Source organism: Paenibacillus sp. JJ-100 (assembly GCF_948329825.1).
In the GTDB taxonomy this organism is placed as follows: Bacteria; Bacillota; Bacilli; order Paenibacillales; family Paenibacillaceae; genus Paenibacillus.
In genome coordinates this window covers 235583-256797 of the sequence record NZ_CAOJCM010000003.1, presented here as the reverse complement: position 1 = coordinate 256797, position 21215 = coordinate 235583, and the positions used below count along the sequence as shown (strand labels likewise).

19 protein-coding genes are annotated in these 21215 nt (G+C 48.0%); 9 read left to right on the top strand and 10 right to left on the bottom strand.

All coding sequences use genetic code 11. The features are described 5' to 3' along the window. Positions 1–144: 144 nt before the first annotated feature. From nirB to PQG66_RS14195, 3 genes are all read left to right on the top strand, one after another. Entirely contained in the window at positions 145–2592 is a 2448-nt protein-coding gene (gene nirB, locus PQG66_RS14205) for a nitrite reductase large subunit NirB (protein WP_272038388.1), read from the top strand. Between the two features lie 16 nt (positions 2593–2608). Next, entirely contained in the window at positions 2609–2926 is a 318-nt protein-coding gene (gene nirD / locus PQG66_RS14200; protein WP_272038387.1) for a nitrite reductase small subunit NirD, read from the top strand. 73 nt (positions 2927–2999) lie between these two features. Further along, on the top strand, positions 3000–3881 hold the full coding sequence (locus PQG66_RS14195) for a formate/nitrite transporter family protein (RefSeq protein WP_272038386.1): 882 nt from the start codon (positions 3000–3002) through the stop codon (positions 3879–3881). A gap of 258 nt (positions 3882–4139) precedes the next feature. Here PQG66_RS14195 and PQG66_RS14190 read toward each other — a convergent pair whose 3' ends face one another. From PQG66_RS14190 to PQG66_RS14180, 3 genes are all read right to left on the bottom strand, one after another. Beyond that, complete coding sequence (locus tag PQG66_RS14190; RefSeq protein ID WP_272038384.1) at positions 4140–4427, bottom strand: hypothetical protein; 288 nt, start codon at positions 4425–4427, stop codon at positions 4140–4142. 86 nt (positions 4428–4513) lie between these two features. Then, the gene (locus PQG66_RS14185) at positions 4514–5878 is read right to left on the bottom strand and encodes a sensor histidine kinase (protein ID WP_272038383.1); all 1365 of its coding nucleotides are present in this window, start codon (positions 5876–5878) and stop codon (positions 4514–4516) included. Further along, on the bottom strand, positions 5878–6555 hold the full coding sequence (locus tag PQG66_RS14180; RefSeq protein WP_272038382.1) for a response regulator transcription factor: 678 nt from the start codon (positions 6553–6555) through the stop codon (positions 5878–5880). The genes PQG66_RS14185 and PQG66_RS14180 overlap by 1 nt, the downstream gene beginning before the upstream one ends. A 313-nt stretch (positions 6556–6868) precedes the next feature. Here PQG66_RS14180 and PQG66_RS14175 point away from each other — a divergent pair, with 313 nt between their 5' ends. The 3 genes from PQG66_RS14175 to PQG66_RS14165 are packed head-to-tail and all read left to right on the top strand — an operon-like array spanning position 6869 to position 10634. Further along, positions 6869–7702 carry a polyphosphate polymerase domain-containing protein gene (locus PQG66_RS14175; RefSeq protein ID WP_272038381.1) on the top strand — a complete coding sequence of 278 codons (834 nt, stop codon included), beginning with the start codon at positions 6869–6871 and terminating at the stop codon, positions 7700–7702. Continuing rightward, entirely contained in the window at positions 7695–8375 is a 681-nt protein-coding gene (locus PQG66_RS14170; protein WP_272038379.1) for a DUF4956 domain-containing protein, read from the top strand. Before PQG66_RS14175 ends, PQG66_RS14170 begins: the two co-directional genes overlap by 8 nt. A gap of 27 nt (positions 8376–8402) precedes the next feature. Further along, positions 8403–10634, top strand: a complete 2232-nt coding sequence (locus tag PQG66_RS14165) for a carbohydrate-binding domain-containing protein (RefSeq protein ID WP_272038378.1) — start codon at positions 8403–8405, stop codon at positions 10632–10634. A 211-nt stretch (positions 10635–10845) separates the two neighbouring features. Here PQG66_RS14165 and PQG66_RS14160 read toward each other — a convergent pair whose 3' ends face one another. After that, the gene (locus PQG66_RS14160; protein WP_272038377.1) at positions 10846–11424 is read right to left on the bottom strand and encodes a class I SAM-dependent methyltransferase; all 579 of its coding nucleotides are present in this window, start codon (positions 11422–11424) and stop codon (positions 10846–10848) included. A 105-nt stretch (positions 11425–11529) separates the two neighbouring features. Beyond that, positions 11530–12210 (bottom strand): FHA domain-containing protein, encoded by a 681-nt coding sequence (locus PQG66_RS14155; RefSeq protein WP_272038376.1) that lies wholly within the window; start codon positions 12208–12210, stop codon positions 11530–11532. Between the two features lie 236 nt (positions 12211–12446). Between PQG66_RS14155 and PQG66_RS14150 the strand changes: the two genes are divergently transcribed. Further along, positions 12447–12602 carry a hypothetical protein gene (locus PQG66_RS14150; RefSeq protein ID WP_272038374.1) on the top strand — a complete coding sequence of 52 codons (156 nt, stop codon included), beginning with the start codon at positions 12447–12449 and terminating at the stop codon, positions 12600–12602. 332 nt (positions 12603–12934) lie between these two features. Here PQG66_RS14150 and PQG66_RS14145 read toward each other — a convergent pair whose 3' ends face one another. Together PQG66_RS14145 and PQG66_RS14140 are read right to left on the bottom strand one after the other, a co-directional pair. Continuing rightward, a complete protein-coding gene (locus tag PQG66_RS14145; RefSeq protein ID WP_272038372.1) occupies positions 12935–15517 on the bottom strand; it encodes a DUF2339 domain-containing protein in 2583 nt (860 codons plus the stop codon). 263 nt (positions 15518–15780) lie between these two features. Then, positions 15781–16854 carry an LCP family protein gene (locus PQG66_RS14140; RefSeq protein ID WP_334220783.1) on the bottom strand — a complete coding sequence of 358 codons (1074 nt, stop codon included), beginning with the start codon at positions 16852–16854 and terminating at the stop codon, positions 15781–15783. A 110-nt stretch (positions 16855–16964) separates the two neighbouring features. Between PQG66_RS14140 and PQG66_RS14135 the strand changes: the two genes are divergently transcribed. Beyond that, positions 16965–17939 carry an aldo/keto reductase gene (locus PQG66_RS14135; protein WP_272038371.1) on the top strand — a complete coding sequence of 325 codons (975 nt, stop codon included), beginning with the start codon at positions 16965–16967 and terminating at the stop codon, positions 17937–17939. Positions 17940–18047: 108 nt separating this feature from the next. On the opposite strand, the gene PQG66_RS14130 is transcribed toward PQG66_RS14135, so the two are convergent. From PQG66_RS14130 to PQG66_RS14120, 3 genes are all read right to left on the bottom strand, one after another. Beyond that, positions 18048–18509 carry a MarR family winged helix-turn-helix transcriptional regulator gene (locus PQG66_RS14130; protein WP_272038370.1) on the bottom strand — a complete coding sequence of 154 codons (462 nt, stop codon included), beginning with the start codon at positions 18507–18509 and terminating at the stop codon, positions 18048–18050. A 143-nt stretch (positions 18510–18652) separates the two neighbouring features. Then, the gene (locus tag PQG66_RS14125) at positions 18653–19330 is read right to left on the bottom strand and encodes a TIGR00266 family protein (protein WP_272038369.1); all 678 of its coding nucleotides are present in this window, start codon (positions 19328–19330) and stop codon (positions 18653–18655) included. Further along, positions 19327–19725, bottom strand: coding sequence for a winged helix-turn-helix transcriptional regulator (locus PQG66_RS14120; protein WP_272038368.1), 399 nt, complete (start codon positions 19723–19725; stop codon positions 19327–19329). The genes PQG66_RS14125 and PQG66_RS14120 overlap by 4 nt, the downstream gene beginning before the upstream one ends. A 164-nt stretch (positions 19726–19889) precedes the next feature. Here PQG66_RS14120 and PQG66_RS14115 point away from each other — a divergent pair, with 164 nt between their 5' ends. Next, positions 19890–21110 (top strand): MFS transporter, encoded by a 1221-nt coding sequence (locus PQG66_RS14115; protein ID WP_272038367.1) that lies wholly within the window; start codon positions 19890–19892, stop codon positions 21108–21110. The last annotated feature ends 105 nt before the right edge of the window (positions 21111–21215 follow it).

Here is a 21215-nt window from a genome sequence, read left to right as displayed (position 1 = left end):
TGTTTTGCAAATTCGGAGATAAGGGATGCGTGTGTGTATACGTATCCTCCGAGGCATAACAGGCTTTTTTTGATTTCACAAAAGTAGAGATGAAGACAGGGCAGTGAGCATTACACCGAAAAGGATCTGAGGGGGCTAACCGCAATGAGTATAACGAAAAAACTGGTGCTCGTCGGTAATGGGATGGCAGGAATTCGTACAGTTGAACATATTCTGAAGCTTGCTCCACATGCGTATGACATTACCGTCTTTGGCGCAGAGCCACATCCAAACTACAACCGAATTATGCTATCTTCCGTTCTGGCAGGCGGGACATCAATTGAGGATATCGTGATTAATGACTGGAGCTGGTATGAAGATAACGGTATTCACGTCTATCCAGGTGACCCCGTTGTGCAGATCGACACGGTGAGCAAGAAAGTTATATCCCAGAACGGAGTTCACGCATTCTACGATGAGCTGATTATGGCGACAGGCTCTCAGGCCTTTATTTTACCTCTTGCCGGTGCGAACAAAGAAGGTGTCATCGGTTTCCGTGATATCCAAGACTGCGAAACGATGATGGCCGCATCCCAGAAATATCGTAAAGCAGCTGTGATCGGCGGTGGATTACTCGGTCTGGAGGCCGCTCGCGGACTACTGAATCTGGGCATGGACGTGACTGTCATTCATATTAATGGACATCTGATGGATCGAAATCTCGATCTGCCTGCAGGACTGATGTTGCAACGTGAGCTTGAGGGGCAGGGCATGAAATTCCTTTTGAACAAACAGACAGAGGAGATTACAGGCAGAAGCCGGGTTAAAGCACTGCGTTTCACCGACCAAACCGTGCTTGAGACAGATCTGGTGGTGATGGCCGTCGGTATTCGTCCACAGATTGAACTGGCTCGAAGGAGTGGACTGGAGGTCAATCGCGGGGTGATCATAGATGACTACATGCGTACCAGCATCCCTGGTGTCTCGGCTGTCGGAGAATGCGCGGAACATCGCGGCATTGCTTACGGTCTTGTAGCTCCCTTATATGAACAAGGTATGGTTCTTGCCAAACGACTTGCCGGTGCAGCAACCGAAGGATACGAAGGATCGGTCACTTCAACCAAGCTGAAGGTTTCAGGAGTCGATGTATTCTCGGCTGGACAATTCAAAGATTCGCCTGACACACGCAGCATTCGCATCCAGGATGATGTAGATGGTGTATACAAAAAAATAGTGATCCAAGATGGCAAGCTTGTCGGTACCGTGTTGTTCGGCGATACAACTGATGGTGCCTCCCTCTTCTCTTTGATAAAGAGCGGTGAGGATATCAGCGGCCGTGAAAAAGAAATTCTACTGGGTGTGCCTTCCGGCGGTTCTCGTTCTGGCTCGGGTCCATCTGTAGCAGAGCGTATGGCTGCCATGCCAGATGATGAGATCATCTGCGGTTGTAATGGTGTAACGAAATCTGCAATCGGCGATGCTGTCCTCAACAAAGGATGCAATACTGTCGCTGCCATCAAGTCCTGCACCAAAGCATCTGCTTCCTGTGGTGGATGTAAACCAATCGTGGAATCGCTGCTCACATATTATGCAGGGGACAACGTAGGCGAGCAGACCAAGGAAGGGATCTGCGGGTGTACTTCGTATGACCGGGACGAGATTGTGGCTCAAATCAAGGAAATGGGGCTGAAAACCGTCAAAGAAGTGATGAACGTGCTGGGCTGGAATGAGCCCGAGGGCTGCTCCAAGTGCCGTCCTTCTCTCAACTATTACCTTGGCATGATCTGGCCAGCTGAGTATAAAGATGAGCGAGTGTCCAAATTCACGAATGAACGTTATCACGCCAATATTCAGAAGGACGGCACCTACTCCGTTATTCCGCGAATCTATGGTGGTGTAACGTCTCCGGCAGAACTGATCAAAATTGCAACGGTCGCTGAGAAATACGATGTGCCGATGGTCAAATTTACGGGTGGACAACGACTCGATCTGCTTGGCGTACAGAAGGAGAACCTGCCGAAAATATGGGAAGAGCTAGATATGCCTTCCGGCTTCGGTTACGGCAAAGCTTTACGCACAGTGAAAACGTGCGTAGGGAATACGTTCTGCCGCTTCGGTACTCAGGATTCGATTGAGATGGGTATTCGTTTGGAGAAAAAACTCGACAAGATGGTAGCTCCAGCCAAAGTAAAACTGGCTGTCTCCGGATGTCCTCGGAACTGTGCGGAAGCCACCATTAAGGATCTCGGCGTGGTCGCCATAGACGGGGCTTGGGAACTGCATGTCGGCGGCAACGGTGGTGTGAAAGTTCGCGCAGCAGAGCTGTTATGCACCGTGAAGACGGATGCTGAAGTGGAAGAGTGGACGTATGCCTATCTGCAATACTATAGAGAAAATGCAAGATGGAATGAGAGAACAGCGGCGTGGATTGAACGAGTAGGGCTGGATCATGTGAAGGAAGCTCTTGCAGATCGTGATATACGTCTCGCACTGGTGGAGCGTCTAGAAGTGACACTGGGTCACACGGTAGATCCTTGGAAAGAGATTATTGAAGATGAGCAATTGCGTAAAAACTTCACCCCACTGTCCGGTGCAGAACCGGTAGCTCACTAGAAAAGGAGGATCAGCGATGAGTAAATATCGCATCGGACATCTGACCGATATTGATGAAAAGGGAGCTCGTACCTTCCTGATACAGGATACTGAAATCGCGGTCTTCAAACTGAGTGATGGCACTCTGCATGCCGTGGAGAATCGCTGTCCTCACAAGGGCGGCAAGCTATCGGAGGGCATGGTGTGCGGCACTGCCGTTCACTGCCCACTGCATGACTGGAAGATTGATCTGCGGAGCGGCAGAGTGCATGAGCCAGACGATGGCTGCTTGAACACGTACCAAACAGAAGTGGATGGCGATAGCGGAGATATCTATATCACCATTGCAGGTTAGCAGACCTCTGGCGTGACAAGATGTTACTTTTGGCGAACCTTCATGGTTGGACCTGACAAGGGAGGGGTACACGATGGATTTTGTTAAACCTGCAGAAGTGTTGCAATCCATGATTGATATTGGTGAAAGTAAAACTAAAATAAACCGGGTACAGATGCTGATTCGGGGTATGCTGGCCGGAGCCATCCTTGCCTTCGCCACGACACTGGCTTATACCGCTGTGTCTCAAACTTCGCTTGGTTTGGCAGGTGCACTCATCTTTCCAGCAGGATTTGTAATCATTATTCTGCTTGGTCTCGAACTGGTAACAGGAAGCTTCGCCCTCATTCCACTTGCTGTGATGAAACGCAGAGTCCGGTTGTTGGATATGTTCCGTAATTATTTTTGGGTGACGATTGGTCACTTGATTGGATGTGCTTTTTACGCACTCTTGTACGGCCTGACGACAACCAAAATGGGCACAGACATGAGCAATCCACTGGTCCAAACCCTCATTCAGACCAGCGAAACGAAAACACTAGGATATCAGCAACTGGGTGGAGCAGGTATCGTACTTGTCATTATTAAGGCCATTCTGTGTAATTGGATGGTTACACTTGGAGCCGTTATGGCGATGACATCAACCTCAACGCTAGGGAAAATCGTTGCGATGTGGCTGCCCATCATGATCTTCTTCGCGCAAGGTTTCGAACATGCGGTGGTCAATATGTTTGTGATCCCAGCCGGTATGATGGTTGGTGCTCAGGTCAGCATCGCTGACTGGCTGCTGTGGAATCAGATTCCGGTGCTGGCAGGTAATCTCCTTGGCGGTGCTGTATTTACAGGCTTCGGTTTATATTTCGCGCAGCACTGGGGAAGCTCGTCTAAGCTCTCTTCCCCGCTGGCGACGATGCAGGGTGATCGCTCAGGATTGATGGGTTCCGACGCCGCTCCAGAATGGGGGACACGGTCATGAGCCAGGGTCTGATACGTATCATTGGTGCCGACCCGGGAGATCCCGAACTAATCACAGTTTAATGCTCTGAAACGCACTCAATCTGCTGATGTCATCCTGTACGATCGGCTGGTAACCGATGATTTACTTGCGGAAGCACAAGAGGGTGCCCTCCGCATCTACTGCGGCAGAACACCCAGTCTTCATTCCATGAGCCAAGAGATGATTGGACGCATGCTGGCATCTCATGCAGCGCACTGCTAATGCTTCAATGACGGGTTAATCCACGTACCCCGCATGACCCTTATCCATCAAATAGTCCATCTCAGCATCCAAAATACTTTCTACCGTCAGTTCATCGAGCTTCACATCTTTGCGGCTTAGAATGTAGTCAGCCAGGTCGTCACCATCAATATCGACGTCTTTACCTTTGGCATTCTCATGTGCCTTGTTGATGTAAGCTTGCTCATGCTTGAGTACAAGTTCGATATTTGCCTTGCTGGCCTTCGTTTTGTCAGCGATATATTGCATCATTTCCTGCTCGTTAATTGTGTTGTTGTCCGTCATGTCAGTTCATCTCCTTGGTTATACATCTTGCAGCCATTGTAGCATAGGTTATCCCATTACGTGCAGAAGTTATGCTGCACTAGTTATTATGCTGCACTCCCCCGCCCCAAGGATAACCGTACATAAAATGTAGCTCCCTCGCCCTGGGCACTTTTGGCGTATATCTCTCCCTTATGCTGATCCACAATGGAACGTGCGATTGCTAGACCCAGCCCATGTCCGCCATGTTTCCTTGCTCTGGACGAATCCGTGCGATAGAAACGATCAAAGATACGATCCAGATGCTCTGGCGCAATGCCTTCTCCTGTATTGGAGACAGCCAGCAAGACATCCTGGTTCTGCTTCTGGAGCGTAATGTTCACGGCTCCTTTGGGCCCCGAATACTTCACAGCATTATCGAGCAAGATCAGAATAACCTGTTTGATCTGCTCCGAATTACCATGAACCATCAGATCAGGATCAATGCTGTAATCCAGGGAGATATTTTTTTCAAAAATCACGGCTTCCATCGGTAAAATAATGCTTTCCACCGCATCACTCATATTAAACTTGGTATGAATCAGTGTGGAACGTGAGTCATCCATCTGGGTGAGATACAGCAGATCATTTGTTAATCCGGACATGCGCTCGGTTTCCGATTTGATGTAATGCAGCCATTTGGCCTGACTTTCAATGGTCTCCTCCTGATTAGCGAGCAACACGTCCGTATTCGTATTAATGATAGCTAGCGGGGTCTTTAACTCATGTGATGCATCGGCGATGAATTGTTTCTGCTTCTCAAAAGCTTCACGCACGGGTGCGATGGAACGATTGGCAAAATAACGACTTAAGAAGTAGATTACAATCAACATGAATAGTCCAACCACAGTGAACGTATAGATCAGATTGGTCAGAATACCCTGCTGCGCTGTCACATCCATGAACACAATCATATGCCCATCTCCGCTCGGATCAACCACATAGGCCCAGTCCGTGCCATTCAGTGCGAATTGTCCAGTCCACCGCCCCCTGTCACCGAGACTAGATTGATCCTGATCTACCTTTTGCAATGCTTGCGTATAAAATGATTCCTCCATATCAAACCGCGAGTGCGTATCGGTAATATTCCACTGCTTATCGGTCTGGATCATAAAAGAAACGGACCGGGAAGGAGGGGTTTTGGGATCTCCCCCTGGCCCACGATAAGCACCAATCCCTCTCTCGCCCATACCGTCATTTTCCACACCTCTCCCCGTAGAGGGTACCGATGAAGATCCGGAGTTCACTCCTTCATGAGCAACGGAACCGTAAGGTCCGTGGTAGAAGTCGGATACCTTGAACAGCTCCATATTCGTCTCACGCTTCACATTCTGATAGGTGATCGTATAGATCGTTACAAAAGCCACCAGCATCATGATCGAGATGGACACCAGATTGACGATCAGGAATCGGTTGCGGAGTTTCTTAAACATCAGGTCGTCACCTCAAGTACATACCCTACGCCCCGAACCGTATGAATGCGAACAGCCGAGTTCAGGAAGGCTAGTTTTTTGCGCAAAAAAGAGATGTAGACCTCCACGTTGTTATACTCCACATCCGAGTCAAATCCCCACAACTTCTCGATGATCTGCTCTTTGGAGGTGATCGCCTGTTTACGGGTAATCAATAGCTCCAGCAGCTCGTTCTCCTTCAGATTCAGCTTGATCTCCTTACCCTGCACCGTCAGCTTCAACTGGGTCGTATTCAGTTCAATATCACCAAACTTCAATCCATCCTCAGGCACCACTTCCCCTTTGCGTCTCAAGGCCGCCCGAATCCGAGCGAGGAGTTCTTCCGTGGCAAAAGGCTTTGCAATATAGTCATCGGCACCGTAATCGAGGCCGGACACTTTGTCCGACAGTTCCCCTTTCGCTGTAAGCAGAATGACGGGTGTATGGTTACCTTCGCTGCGCAACGTTTTAAGTACCGTTATGCCATCCATTTCCGGCATCATGATGTCCAGCAGTAACAGGTCGTAGATACCGCTCTGCGCATAGTCCAGTCCGGATCTGCCGTCGTGGACCATGTCCACGGAGTAGTTATTTTTTTTCAAAATCTGCGATACGGCCTCTGCCAAATGAACCTCATCTTCCGCAATCAAAATTCTCATGATCTACTCACCCTCTGCTCACGTTTGTTGGTCTGTACTCATTCTACCAAGTAAACCTTGAATCAACCTTAATAAAAGAGACTCCTCCGAGATAACAGCGATTAGAAGGTGAACTCTGTGATCGAATTGTGTGCGTTTATATCATTTTTTCAGCTCTATAGATGAGGGAAAAGAAATGTTAACGCAATGTAAAACGATTTAAGATTCATTCAAGGTTGCTTCGCTAAGATACAGACATGAGAGCAACACACGATTCACCAAACGTACTCAAAAGATACACTACACCATACATACTCGAAAGGACTGAACCATCATGGCCATTGAAGTATTCAACCGATATGAGAGCAAGTACCTGCTGACCGATGAGCAATACCAGCATTTCTACAGCGATCTGCTGCACTATATGGAACTGGATGCTTACAACCAAAAACACGAGTTTTACTCCATCAGCAATCTGTACTTCGACACACCGCAGGATTCATTGATTCGAGCTAGCCTATCCAAACCGAAATACAAGGAAAAGCTGCGTTTGCGAGCCTACGGTGTACCTGAAGCGAATGCGAAAGTGTACCTGGAGATCAAAAAGAAAGTCTTCGGCCTCGTGAACAAACGCAGAACGGCGCTGAAGCTGGATGAAGCTTATGATTTTGTTCGCTCGGGACAAGCGCCAGAGCTGGCCGACTACATGAACCCGCAGGTGCTGGAAGAGATCAAATACTTCCTACGTATCTACGATCTAGAGCCCAAAGTATATCTGGCTTATGAACGCAAGGCGTTGTTTGACAAGAACAGCCGTGATCTTCGCATCACATTTGACACCAACATCCGCAGCCGCAGATACGATCTGAAGTTGGAACAAGGAGATTACGGTGAACCGCTCGTGAAGGACGGACGTTGGCTCATGGAAGTGAAAGCTGAGAAAACCGTTCCCATGTGGCTCTCGCAATTGCTGTCGGAGCACGGGTTGTACCGAACCGGGTTTTCCAAATACGGCAATGAATACAGACATCTAGTGAGAACCACCAATCTGAATTATCAGACAGAACGCGAACTTATTCCGGGTACGGATTTCAATCCTGCTCAACCAAACCCGGCTATCGCACAAGAAAAATTAATTCGAGAAAGAGAGGTTGTACGTTATGCTTGATACCCTTTTTAGCTCCGCCCTAGACGATTCAACGTTAAACTTCAGCAGTGCTGTCATCACGATCGGACTTGCCATTCTACTGGGACTTATCATCAGCCTCACCTATATGAGAACCAATCAGGCCACCTATTCCCAAAGTTTTACGCTGACCATGGTTGTGCTTCCGGTGATCGTGGCCATCATCATTCTGCTGATCGGCAGCAATATCGCCCGGGCATTCAGCTTGGCGGGAGCCTTCTCCATTATTCGTTTCCGCAGCGCACCTGGTGATCCGAAAGACATTGCTTACGTTTTGTTCACGATGGCATCTGGTCTGGCTTGTGGTGTTGGTGCTTTTGGTTACGCCGTTCTGTTCACCGTGATCTTGTGTGTGCTGATGTTTGTACTCAGCCGGTTTAACTTTGGCGGGAAAAAGAGTCAGCAGAAGACACTCAAGGTTACTATTCCCGAGAACTTGAGCTATGAAGAAGCTCTCAACGAAGTATTCCATCATTTTAATGTCCCATTTGATCTGAAAAAAATCAGAACGACCGAACTCGGCAGTCTCTATGAGCTGGTCTACAACGTCACGATTCACGAGAGCGTGAATCAGAAGCAGTTTCTGGACGCCATCCGTACACGGAATGGCAATCTGGATATCTCGTTAACGATGAGTCCAACGACTGAATATTAAGAATACGATTAGAGAGGAACGATAGATATGATGATGAAGAATTCTCAGAAGAGTAAAAACATAATGACAGGTAGCAAACTTTGGTCGATTGCCATGATTACGAGCTTGCTTGCAGCATGCAGTACTCCTTCAGCGTCCAGTACTACCGTTAATGCTGCCGTATCCACAACAGGAACAACCAAAACCGTATCCGTTAGTGAGTCAACATCCGTGAAATATGCTGATCTTGTCTCTCTGGATGCAGATGATACGAATGTGAGCTGGACTGAAGCGGACTCCACCATGATCAAACTGAGCGGTACAACAGCAACGGTAACAGGTTCGGGTGCGAAAGCAGCGAACGGCTCAATCACCATCTCGGAAGCAGGCACTTACGTGCTGAGCGGTGAACTGACGGATGGTCAGATCGTGGTCAATGTTGCGGATAAAGGCGTAGTGCATCTCGTTTTGAACGGGGCAACTATTCATGATAATGACAGCGCAGGAATCTACATTCAGAAGGCAGGCAAAGCGGTAATCACCTTGGAAAAAGGAACCCAAAACGCCGTTTCCGATGGCAAAACTTACGTCTATGCTGACAGTAGCACCGATGAGCCAGATGCCGCCATCTTTAGCAAAGCCGATCTTACCTTCAACGGTTCAGGTCAGTTGACCGTCACAGGTAATTACAATGAAGGGATCACCAGCAAGGATGATCTGAAAATCATCAGCGGTTCGATTAACGTCAAGGCAGCAGACGATGGCATCAAGGGTAAAGACATGATTGCCATTCAATCAGGCACCATTACGGTTGATGCGGAGGGTGACGGCATTAAATCAACCAATGACACGGATGCCAGCAAAGGATTTGTCGCTATTGCAGACGGCACCTTCAATATTCAGAGTGGCAGCGACGGTATTCAGGCGGAAACAGCATTGGTCACCGATGGCGGTACATATAACATCGTGACGGCTGGCGGTAGTGCAAATGCACCTGCCAAAGTTGAACAAGGTCCCGGCGGTGGCGGTTTTGGTGGGAGTGGAGTCCGTGGGGGCTTCGGTGGTCGTGGTCCAATGAATGGCGGAACACCTCCGGCAGATATGGGCACACCACCCGATGGCGAACCACCTGCCGATATGCCAGCCATGCCAAATGGTGAAGGCTCAAACACAGGTACAATCGCGAACTCCACGAAGTCGGCAAAAACCGACGCGGCGAGCGCTTCAGCAAAATCATCCGATTCCAACGCTGATGCAGATGATGCAGCTACTTCAACAGAAGAAGAATCTACAAGCGCTAAAGCGCTTAAAGCAGGCACCGATCTCACCGTCAATGGTGGAACATACACGATTGATTCTATGGACGATTCCCTTCATAGCAATAGCAATGTCACGGTGAACGATGGAACCCTTCGCATCCAGTCGGGAGATGATGGTATTCATGCGGATCAGGCACTGACCATTAACGGTGGAACCATCAGCATTGCGAAGAGTTATGAAGGACTTGAAGGAGCAATCATTACCCTGAACGACGGGGATGTTGACGTAACAGCTTCAGATGATGGGGTGAATGCCGCTGGTGACGAATCATCCGGCAATAACGAGCTTCACATCAACGGCGGCTCCTTGACGGTAAATGCTGGCGGTGACGGCCTTGATGCTAATGGCTCTATTACGATGACAGGTGGAACGGTTATCGTAAACGGCCCAACCAATAGCGGTAACGGCGCACTGGATTATGATGGCGCATTCGTGATCAGCGGTGGATATCTGGTAGCGGCGGGAAGTTCCGGCATGGCGCAAGGCACTTCGGATGCTTCAACGCAAAATACAGTCGTGATGACCTTTCCTGAGACACAAAAGGCTGGAACACTAGTTCATATTCAAGACAGCAAAGGCAACAATATCATGACATTTGCACCAGTCAAAGACTACCAAACTGTTGTCATTAGTTCACCTGATCTTGCAGAAGACGGCTCCTACGTCATCTCCTCTGGCGGTACATCGACAGGCCAAGCGGTAGACGGACTCTATACCGGTGGTACGTATAGCGGTGGAACCCAGATCGTTGCCTTCCAGTCGACAAGCAATGTGACTTGGGTGAATGAATCCGGTGTAACCACAGCACGCTCCGGCATGGGTGGATTTGGCGGCGGTGGTCAAGGTGGATTCGGCGGTGGAAGAAATCGTTCGCAATCCGGTACTTCTACAGATACCACGGGTACGACAAACACTACTGGAACTACAGTAACTACAGGAAATACGGATTCAGCAAAGTAAATAAAATGAATAAGCCGATTAAGTAGAGGGCAGCGGACATTGCCTGACCTACGTAAATTAAAAAAGTCAGGCCCTGATATCGCCTTTATTGTGACATCAGGGCCTGACTTTGTTATTTTGGCAGAGGAAATATATCCCTAAAAGTTGAAATTATAAGCATAACCTCACGTAGTTAATTTTTGAAAATCCCAACAATCTGCTGCTCTATTACTCAAAAAGCATACACATACACCTTGGTCCGCAGCGCATCCCGACAGGTGATCGTACGCAGTGGCTCTTTGCCAGGCAATGCAAAACAGACGCTGATCACCTTCGCTCCTGGCGGTAGCTCCCGTTGGAACTTGTCCGTTAGCCGAGCCATCGCACCCGGGAACAGATAACAGATCACACAATCCGCATGCGCATAGGAACAGGTGTAGATGTTACCGCGAATGAAACGCAGACGTCCCTTCAACGAATGCTGTCGCCCCCCAGCTCGGCGGAACCATACACTGAGCCGTACCAGCCATTGAGAAGTCCACAAGGGAATGAGTGAATTTTCGATGCCCGTCAGTCTTTTACCAGGACACCGCTTCACTACATCCATGCCCAGCGTTCCCCACCCAGAACCAGCTTCCATAATGTCACCATAACCCGATATGCGATTGACCTCCTGAATGACCACCTGCCTGACCGGGCGGGATGTCGGCATGGGCGAGATTCCATTTTTCCAGCTTACGATTACGATCCATACAACGGCGACAAGCGTTAACACAGCAATGAGCCAAGGAAGATATTGAATAATCATCATGACCTCATCATAACAAAGGGAAGCTTCGGCGGTCTATGATCGCACCAAAGCTCCCCTATGTCTTTTTTTATAACCCACTTATATATCCAGATTCATGAGGCAATTCTATTCATCGGTCTCCCCGACATGAGACTTCATATATACCCCTTTTTTGTACACGGATTTAATCGTAAAATGAATGCCCAACTTGCGGTTAGTTCGGTAGATTAGCGAATTAATCTCATCGATACCTACCGGATCACTCTCCAGCATGCTCCGTTCCGGCCACACCTGAGCAATAATTCGCTCCCTTGTTACAAAATGATCCAGTTCACTGTACAACAGCTTGAACAATTGATATTCCTTCTTGGATAACGGAATCTCATCCTCGTTCACCTGCACTGTCTGTAAGTGATCCTGTAAACGCACACCCTCACCGAGCAAGTCGGATACACGGTATTCTCTCGTCTCCCCGAGATCACCTTCCACACGAAGGTGAATCAAGCCGTTGACCAATGTCAGGCTGTCTCCTTCGCCGAACGGATATTTCTCATATGGGACGAGGCGTTGCCCGTTGAGTTCGGTTCCATTTTTGCTATCCAGATCCTCGATCCAGAGCTGTTCATTCGTGTCATAATAAATGCGGCAATGCTGCTTCGATATCATCTGATTATAGATGGACAAGTCCAGTTCACTGACACCTGTATAGCGCCCTACCGTAATCGAGCGGCCCTGGCTCACATAAGCGAATGAACCATCGCTCTCCTGTCCCGGCGTACGAATGACGATTTTTGCCGTCTCCCGCATGTTATTCCCCACTTTCAATGATCACTCGATCTCTATCTTTTCAATCCAATACTGATAAACTCATCAGATTTATTCCATTGTTTGCAGGTCTGTCATTTCATATAGTGATATACAGGAACACTATAGATTTAACAAACATCGCATCGGTTACCTATTTACTATACCAGACGTTGTGCTTTTTTTCTCATAACGGCCGGACGGACGCTTTAGCTTATTCAACAAGAGAGGTATTTCCCATGAAGAATAAAAACATTTTGATCTACGTGCTGCTTGCCTTCGCTCTATCTATCACCTTAACTGTACTGTCTCGCGTAAGTGATGATAGCGTTGTATCCCTGAAAGGTACATCGGCCACCGAAATCTCATGGAGTCGAATAAACAATCAGCCTTAAAAATCGCTGATACCTTATTATAGACGCAGATTCTGTGCAAAACGTTTCACGAATGTCATCAACAGAATATTTCAGATGTATCTTTCATTTATAGACAAAGGGACGGGTTACGTTGAAAAAGAAATAAAAAGGACTCTGAAATAACCTCATTTCCAGAGTCCTTTCACAATGTCTATCGAAGGATACAATGTAACCAGCGTAGCGTTTTTAGCCCTATTTATATGGATCGTCGTTATATGCTTGCATCCAAGCTATACATCATCTGATTGGCTGGTTGTACCTGATGTACGCGATGTACCTGTGTCAGATGTGTTGGATACTTCTTGTGCATTTTACATATCCGAATCCTTGCCCTCAGCCTTCGCCGCGCGCTCCTTCTCCTGAATCTCCTCCATCCGGGTCGACACCTTCTGATACAGGTACGAGATGCCCAGTAGCAGCACACCAAAGCTGAAGTAAGCGAAGATTTTGCTACCTGCCGTCAGCAGGCTAACATCGTAGAACACCATCTTACCAGTGGCGAATAACGTTAGGCCCAGACCGAGACGCCGGATCATAATATATTTTCTACGGAACCCGTAAGCAATATAGAGGATTGCCAGTACCAGATAGATCAGGCTGAACATTAGTCCGACATCACCCCATTGGAACTGAATGGTCAGAAACACGGTGATGACGCCAAGCAGATAGACACCTGCAATAACTGGGTACCACTCTACACTTTTAAACTGACCTCGGATACCTGCAATCAACAGATCGCGCCCAGCGAAGAACACGCCCACGTTGAAAATAATTAACACCAGCAGTCCAACAATTTCGGCTACCGTATGCTGCTCTACACCCGGCTGCAATGCAGGCATCGTCAAGGTAACAGCCAGCGCAATACAACAGCCAACCGCATGCAAGAAGAGCGTATATCTCCGTAGGAACGAATCACGAAGTAACTTCACCTTGCTCAGTCCATACGCCAAAGCAATCGTCAGTGCCGCAAACATGAGCAGTTTGTAAAACAGGTATAACAGGAACGTCTCATCAATAGCTCTGACGTACAGTTCATTGGATTCGTAGAGCACGTATAACCATACGTTCACAAGGGTCACTACCCTGAACCCATTCAGGAAACTACGCTCCCATGAGACGTAACTAAGCTTTGTTCCCGTTCCTGCAGAAGTGTTGCTGCGTAACGCCCAAGCATAATACAACGTAATAAGTAAGGTTCCCAGCGTGATGCTGGAGTATTTTAACATGAAATAGGATGGTTCTCCCACAAAGAATACAGACAACAGATCATATTGTACAAAGACTGCGATACACAGGAGCACAATACCCCAGCCCGCACGTTCAACCGCCTTGATTGTTCTGAAATGTCCAAACGTAACGACCAGCACTCCTTCAATCAACCAGCCCATCGACAGCCATCTCGAACCAAACTGGAACGGAATGAGTAAAATCCCGAAGGTGAGCGACGTCAGATAGAACAATAGAATCGTCTGTTTCTCCTGCGCCATGTAGCGCTGAATGAATCTCGCCAGTCCCAAATAGACGAGTGCAAAAATAACCGCTAGCAAGCCCTGCGCATCATTCCAGCCCGCTACATCGAATAGCACATACAAGACGAGACAGCTCAAGCTTGTATTCATCGCTAACAAAGCAAAATCCCACCACGTCAACTTCACCCGATGTTTAAACGGATATGCCAGCGTAATACCCAAGTACAAGGCAAAAGTCACCACAGAATATAGCATGCCTACCTGCTCACTTGGCGATAACCACAGCAAAATTAGCATGGACGGTGCATGGAACAGGAAGCTGATATAGTGCACCACAGGCCAACGCTGCCCAAAGGAAATCCATACGATGATGCCGTTCAGCAGCAACAGATAGATCATCGCGGCGTACACCGCTGTCCCTTCCAGCCCAAACGTGAACAGGTAAGAGAAGAATGGCAAATATCCACCTATAAGACCAAAGGAACAGATCGTCTTAGACTGATACCGCAACGACAACAGGACAGACACAGCTGAGACCAGCACGGATAGACCCAATCCTGTATAGAGTCCAATGATATTCAACAAGAAGTAACTGTAGAAAATGGAACCAAACAGCACGGAGATCCCTCCGCCGAGCATTCCCATTGCAAATGTTTTCTGTTTCCGTCGGAACAGCCACTCCCCGCCTGCAAGCATTAATGCCCCCAGCAGGAAGAACCCTGCACCTTTCATCTCATCACTAAACCATGTGGAATAGGAGTAACGGAAGGCCGCACCTACCCCCAGAATGAGTAGCAGGATCGCCACTTTGTTAATCCAACTAAGTCCGATGCGCATCTCCATCCGGTTCTGCTTAATCCGGCGCTGGATCGTCTCCTCGCTCAGTTCCTCCTCTTCCATCTGCTCGTAACCTTGATGCATCTGCCTGCGCACAGCCTCGGCCCTCTCCCATACAGCCTGCCGGTGTGATTCAATCCGTGCCTGCACTTCGGTTGCCAGATGGGTAACCCGACCCTGCATGTCGGCCGCATCCTCCTGCAGATGTTGAGAAGCCTGATGGAAGAGATTGTTCAGATTAAATTTCGTTCGATGTTCCAGATCGCTAATCTGGTTGTTATGTACTGCCGTTTTCCCCTGAAAATACGTCTGCATCTTCTCTTGGGACACTCGGATTAAATTCAGCTTCTCGTCCAGCATCTGTTCAGATAATGCCATCCGAAGACGCGCATTCTCTTCTTCCATCTGGCGTGCACGACGTTCTAGCTGCTGCAGCTTGAGCTGCTGAGCTTCCGTCTGTTCCAACAACTGCTCATTACGAACGATCAGGTCATCGGATTGATACTCTTGCAACAGAGCCTGATAGTCCTTGGCGAGCTGTTTCTGCTGCTCCTGAACTTGCCTGAGTCGCTCCTTAAATTCTCTCATAGATGTCCTCCATTGGTTGTCATCTGATGTTTTCCTATATTTTACTATACATAGCCGGAAAAGGGGTGGTATAGAATGGAAATTAAACTGACGCTTTGTTGATATCTCGCCGTCCCCTCTTGTTACTCCCAACCCCTTGGACAGAAAAAAAAACACAAAAAAAGCCCGGAAGCATGACGCTTACCAAGGCTTTCAGAATTCTCGGGATATTCGGGATTTTTAGAATTTTCAGGCTAATGCAGGCTATTTAAGATCTGATCTGGTCAATTCCCTGTCTGTGCCGATGAATCTGGAGTTGACGATTGACTTCCCTCGTTCGACTCATCCGATTCTGGCTCAATTACCTGTGTTGTATTCGGGTCAAGCCAGCTGGCAATCATGCCTCGTACAAAGGTCAGATCTTCCTCAGACAGATCGTAATACCAAGCACCGCCGCGCATCTTCCCGTCACCTTTCAGCATGTAATTGCTGATCGTTGGAATGCTATCCTTCATATATAGAGACTCGGCAAAATTCACAATGAAATCCGATGTCATATTTGTTGTAAAATTCGATCCGGCAATCTCAATGATGTCGGGGATCTTGGTCAGATTTTTGACCTCCATCGCACGATTCATGAAGCTACTTAGAAAAATCCGGTGACGCATCGTGCGGTTAAAATCGGAATCTTCCCGGTAACGCACATATGCCAGTGCCTCCTCGCCGTTATAGATCGGTTTGTTGGCTTCGATGAACAGTTTCTCATGGGCTTTGTTTTTGTTCTCGATGTTTTTCGTAATCGGTAGCTCGACACCGCCAACCGCATCGACAATATCTTTCAAGCCGTGGAAGTTAATTGCTGCATAGAAGTCCACCTTGTTCTCTAGCAGCTTCTCCACCGTCTCCATCGCCATCTTGGCTTCACCATGAGCATAGGCCGAGTTGATCTTGGACTTCACATCACGACCCACAATTTCAGTGTAAGAGTCACGTGGAATAGACAGCAGCAGCACTTTGTTATCCTCTGGACGCACGACAGAATAAATGATTGTATCTGAACGACTTGGCTCATTATCTCGCTGGTCGATACCTAGCAGCAACAGTGAGAACGGATCCGTATGCTCCACGACCGGAACATCTCTGTCTCCAACGGGTTTATAGGATTTGTCCAGTGTCTCCTTTACCGTACCTGCAGCGAACATATTAAAGCCCAGTCTAACAAGTTCCTTTTGAAAGATAAATCCGATGCCGCCAAGCACAATCAGTATGCTCAGGGTGATGATAAGTCGCTTCTTCCATTTCTTCTTCGGTTTCTTCGGCTTCCGTCTAGTTAAATGTGCAGCACTGTTTTCCATCATATCTCCTTTAATTGCGGTTTCTCCATTTATTTAACTATATTAATAACACGTTTTCAATAGATTACGATATAATCGGCTATACAACAACGCCATAGAAGGAGCGATGAACGATGGAGTATCGACGTTTAGGCAACAGCGGGCTGCGTGTCTCCGCACTGGGTCTGGGCACGAATGCATTTGGCAAAAGAGCAGATCAAGCCACTTCAACCCGCATTCTTCATGCAGCGATGGATCGTGGCATCAACTTTATTGACACCGCCAACATCTATGCTGGCACAGAATCGGAACGCATTATTGGACAGGCACTCGCCGGCCGGCGGGAAAACGCAGTGCTTGCAACCAAAGCCGGCTTGCCCCGGCATGATGGTCCTCATGGGCGCGGTTCCTCGCGCTATCATCTGCAGCAAGAACTGGAACATAGCCTGCGGCGTCTGCAGACGGATTATGTCGATCTGTACCAGATCCATACCTTTGACCCGCATACCCCGCTGGATGAAACACTGCGCACATTGGACGATATGATCACGTCCGGCAAAGTGCGCTACATCGGCGCCTCCAACTATGCCGCCTGGGAGCTAATGAAAGCCCTCGGCATCAGTGAGACGCGAGGATATGCGCGGTACATCTCCACGCAAACGAGCTATTCACTTGCCGATCGAACACCTGAGAACGAACTTGTCCCGCTTTGCCTTGATCAAGGTGTAGGCATTATCCCGTATTTCCCGCTCGCTGGCGGTATTCTGACGGGCAAATACAACGGACAAGCCAGCATTCCCTCTGGCTCCAGAGCAGATACCGACCCTTCCTTCAACCGCTTCCTGCTGGAGCATAACATCCAGCTTAGTGAGCAGGTAAGCGCCAAAGCAGAGGCTTACGGTTGCTCACCAAGTGTACTATCACTCGCATGGTTGCTAAACCGTCCGGCAGTATCCACCGTCATTGTCGGTGCTACGAAAACCGAACAGTTAGAGCACAATCTGGCTAGTCTTGATCTAGAACTTCCACATGAACTACTAGCTGAACTGGATCAACTGAGTGATAATTTCCGTTATGGCAGACCATTTGCATCCTACAGACTTGAATAACACTCATGAGAAATAAACCTTCTGCCTTCATGGTCAGAAGGTTTATCTTATTTTTCGTCAATTTTCGCACAATCTATATCATGAAACCACTTTTCACATATGTATCTCTTATTGTTCCATCTTACGGCGAGTGAACTCCTGCATAATATCCATATATTCATCCTTACGATCTGCCAGAAGATCAAAGAAGTTTTTGTCTGATTCCTCGACGAGATTCATTCCTTCAATCGCCAGTTTTGTTCCTTCCGGCGTTGTCGTAATGATATTGGCCCGTGTATCGGTCTGATGACGCGCACGTGTAATGTACCCTCTCTTTTCGAGAGCTCGCAGCACCTGGGAGGTCACATTGACATCTACATTGGCAAACTGTGCGATCTGAACCTGGGTAACTCCCTTGCCTTCCACATCACGCTCATTAAGCCATAAACAAGCATGTAGCAGCACAAATTGAGGCTGCGTCAGTTCAAGTGGCTCGAGCACTCGCCGAACCTCTTTTTGCCACATCGTTGTCACCTGCCATAACAGGTATCCTGGACTATCTTGCGGATTTTTGTAACGTGAACTTTTCATTTTTATACCTCCGTGATGTAAGATCTTGTGCAGTAGAGATGTATGTACCACTCTTCGTTCTAGTCACAAATCTGTTATATTAACGCTTCGGCACATACATCTGTTACATCTATACAAGTTTTTCTATAAAAAAAATACCATATTTACCGTGTTGGAATAAACTGTTTCACCCATTGACCAAATCCCTGTGGATTTCGGCTCTGAATTAAAATCGTGCCCTCTCCGCGGAAGCGACAGACCAGAACTTCGCCACTGGTCACACTGGAGAACCAGCCTTGGGATGCCTTTTCGATGCGATAATCAACGTATTGGGGCCATGCCACCAGATGAGCATTGTCCACAATCACCTCTTCGCCAGCAGCCAGATGGATAGGATGTATCGCACCATAGGAAGACAGGAACACCGTGCCCCGTCCACTAATCTCAACAATAAAGAAGCCTTCTCCAGAAAAAAGACCCTTTTTCAGATTCTGCATTTTGGTATTGACCTGAATGCCTTCTGTTCCTGCAAGAAATCCGTCTTTCTGTACATAGAGCGAATAGGAACCATCCAATTCTATGGCCTCGACACTACCCATAGCCGATGGAGACAGCAAAATCTCTGCACTCCCCCCAGCCGCGGTCAATTCCTGAAAGAAAAATTTCTCTCCACTCAGCATACGGCCAATTCCCGCAAACATACCGCCTTCTGCCGCTCCCTTTAGCTGGACGGTAGGTGACATAGATACCATGGCTCCACTCTCCGCCTTGAAACGTTCCCCACGCTGTAACTCTACCCTGAGCATTGCAAATGCACCATCATATAGAATTTCGTATTTCACGGTTTCATCAGCTCCCTGTCGTTGTCCGTAGTAAAGTCGTTGAGTCCGTTATCTTCCAGCACTGCTGCTTTGTCGCCATATTCCTTAATGATATGCTGATCTCCCCAATGACATAACGCATTCAGAATCGGTTCCAGGCTCCATCCGTATTCACTTAGTTCGTACTCTACTTTAGGCGGAACCTGATTGTATACGATTCGTCTGACAATTCCGTCATGCTCCAGCTCTCGCAACTGTTGTGTCAACATTTTCTGGGTAATTGCAGGCATAATACGCTTCAAGTCACTGGTTCGCTTCTTGCCATGGGTTAGATGACAGAGAATAACACACTTCCACTTTCCCCCGATGACCTCAAGTGTTGCTTCAACCGAAATATTATATTTTTTGCGTTCCATTCCCGTCTTCCTCCTTCATTGAGTTCGCTTCTTCCGTTCAGCTATTATATAGGCACTAAAAAGTACGTAGGGTACTAAAAAGTACGTACTGGTCATGTTGTACCGAATAATTCATAATAGCATTTGCCGGTAAGCAAATCTACATTCTAGGAGTTGAGCAGGACATGCATCACGAGAAAAAAAACAGCACTTGGGCGCTGCTGGCACTTGCAATCAGTGCTTTTGCGATCGGTACAACCGAGTTCATCAGTGTAGGACTGCTACCTCTAATCGCAAATGATCTTCACATTAGTGTATCGTCTGCGGGTCTAACCGTTACCATATATGCGTTGGGTGTGATGTTCGGTGCACCAATCCTTACGTCACTGACGTCTGCCATATCACGTAAAACCCTGCTGCTGGCCATTATGGTTATCTTCATCGCAGGCAATACACTGGCCTCCCTATCTACCGGGATTACCGTACTTCTCATTGCACGGGTGATATCTGCACTGGCACATGGCTTGTTTATGTCAATCGGTTCGACGATAGCGGCAGACCTTGTGCCAAGCGACCGCAGGGCAAGTGCAATTGCCACCATGTTCTCGGGGCTGACCATTGCAACGGTAACCGGTGTACCCTTTGGCACGTTTATAGGCCAACATTTTGGATGGCGCTCTGCCTTTATCCTCATTGCTGCAGTCGGCATTCTTGCCCTGATCGCTAACCTGCTGCTTATACCTTCAACATTGCAGCAAGGTACCCGCACAGCCATCCGGGATCAAGTGAAACTGGTGACTAACGGACGACTGTTGCTCGCTTTTACGATTACAGCCGTGGGCTACGGGGGCACATTTGTTGTGTTCACATACCTGTCTCCGTTATTACACGACATCAGCGGTTACTCGGAACAAACGGTGACCTTTATTCTGCTGTTGTACGGCATTGCCATTGCCATTGGGAATATGATTGGGGGCAAGGCAGCCAATCAGAATCCGTTAAAGTCACTTCTATACATGTTCATCGTGCAGACAGTGATTCTGGGCATTCTGTACTTCACCGTTCCATTTCAGTGGGCAGCACTAGCAACCATCATGGGCATGGGGCTGTTTGCTTTTATGAATGTGCCTGGCCTTCAGGTGGTTGTCGTTACACTTGCTGAACGTTATGCACCGCAGGCCAAAGATGTGGCTTCTGCCTTTAATATTGCTGCATTTAACGCTGGCATTGCGATAGGCGCCTATCTGGGTGGAATCGTGAATGACTCCATCGGTTTGATTCATACCACATGGGTTGGTGCATTAATGGTGATTATTGCGGCAATCCTGACGATATGGGCCAAACATCTGGAGCAACATGAAATCACCCCCCGTAACGGAATTAAACAGGCAACACAGAAGCTATAAAGGGCTCGTCAAAATGAACCCATAGATCAGCTATCAATATGTTGACGAGAGTCTTTATACATCAGAACCGGTATCATGTCAGGTATGACTGACTATATACGTTAC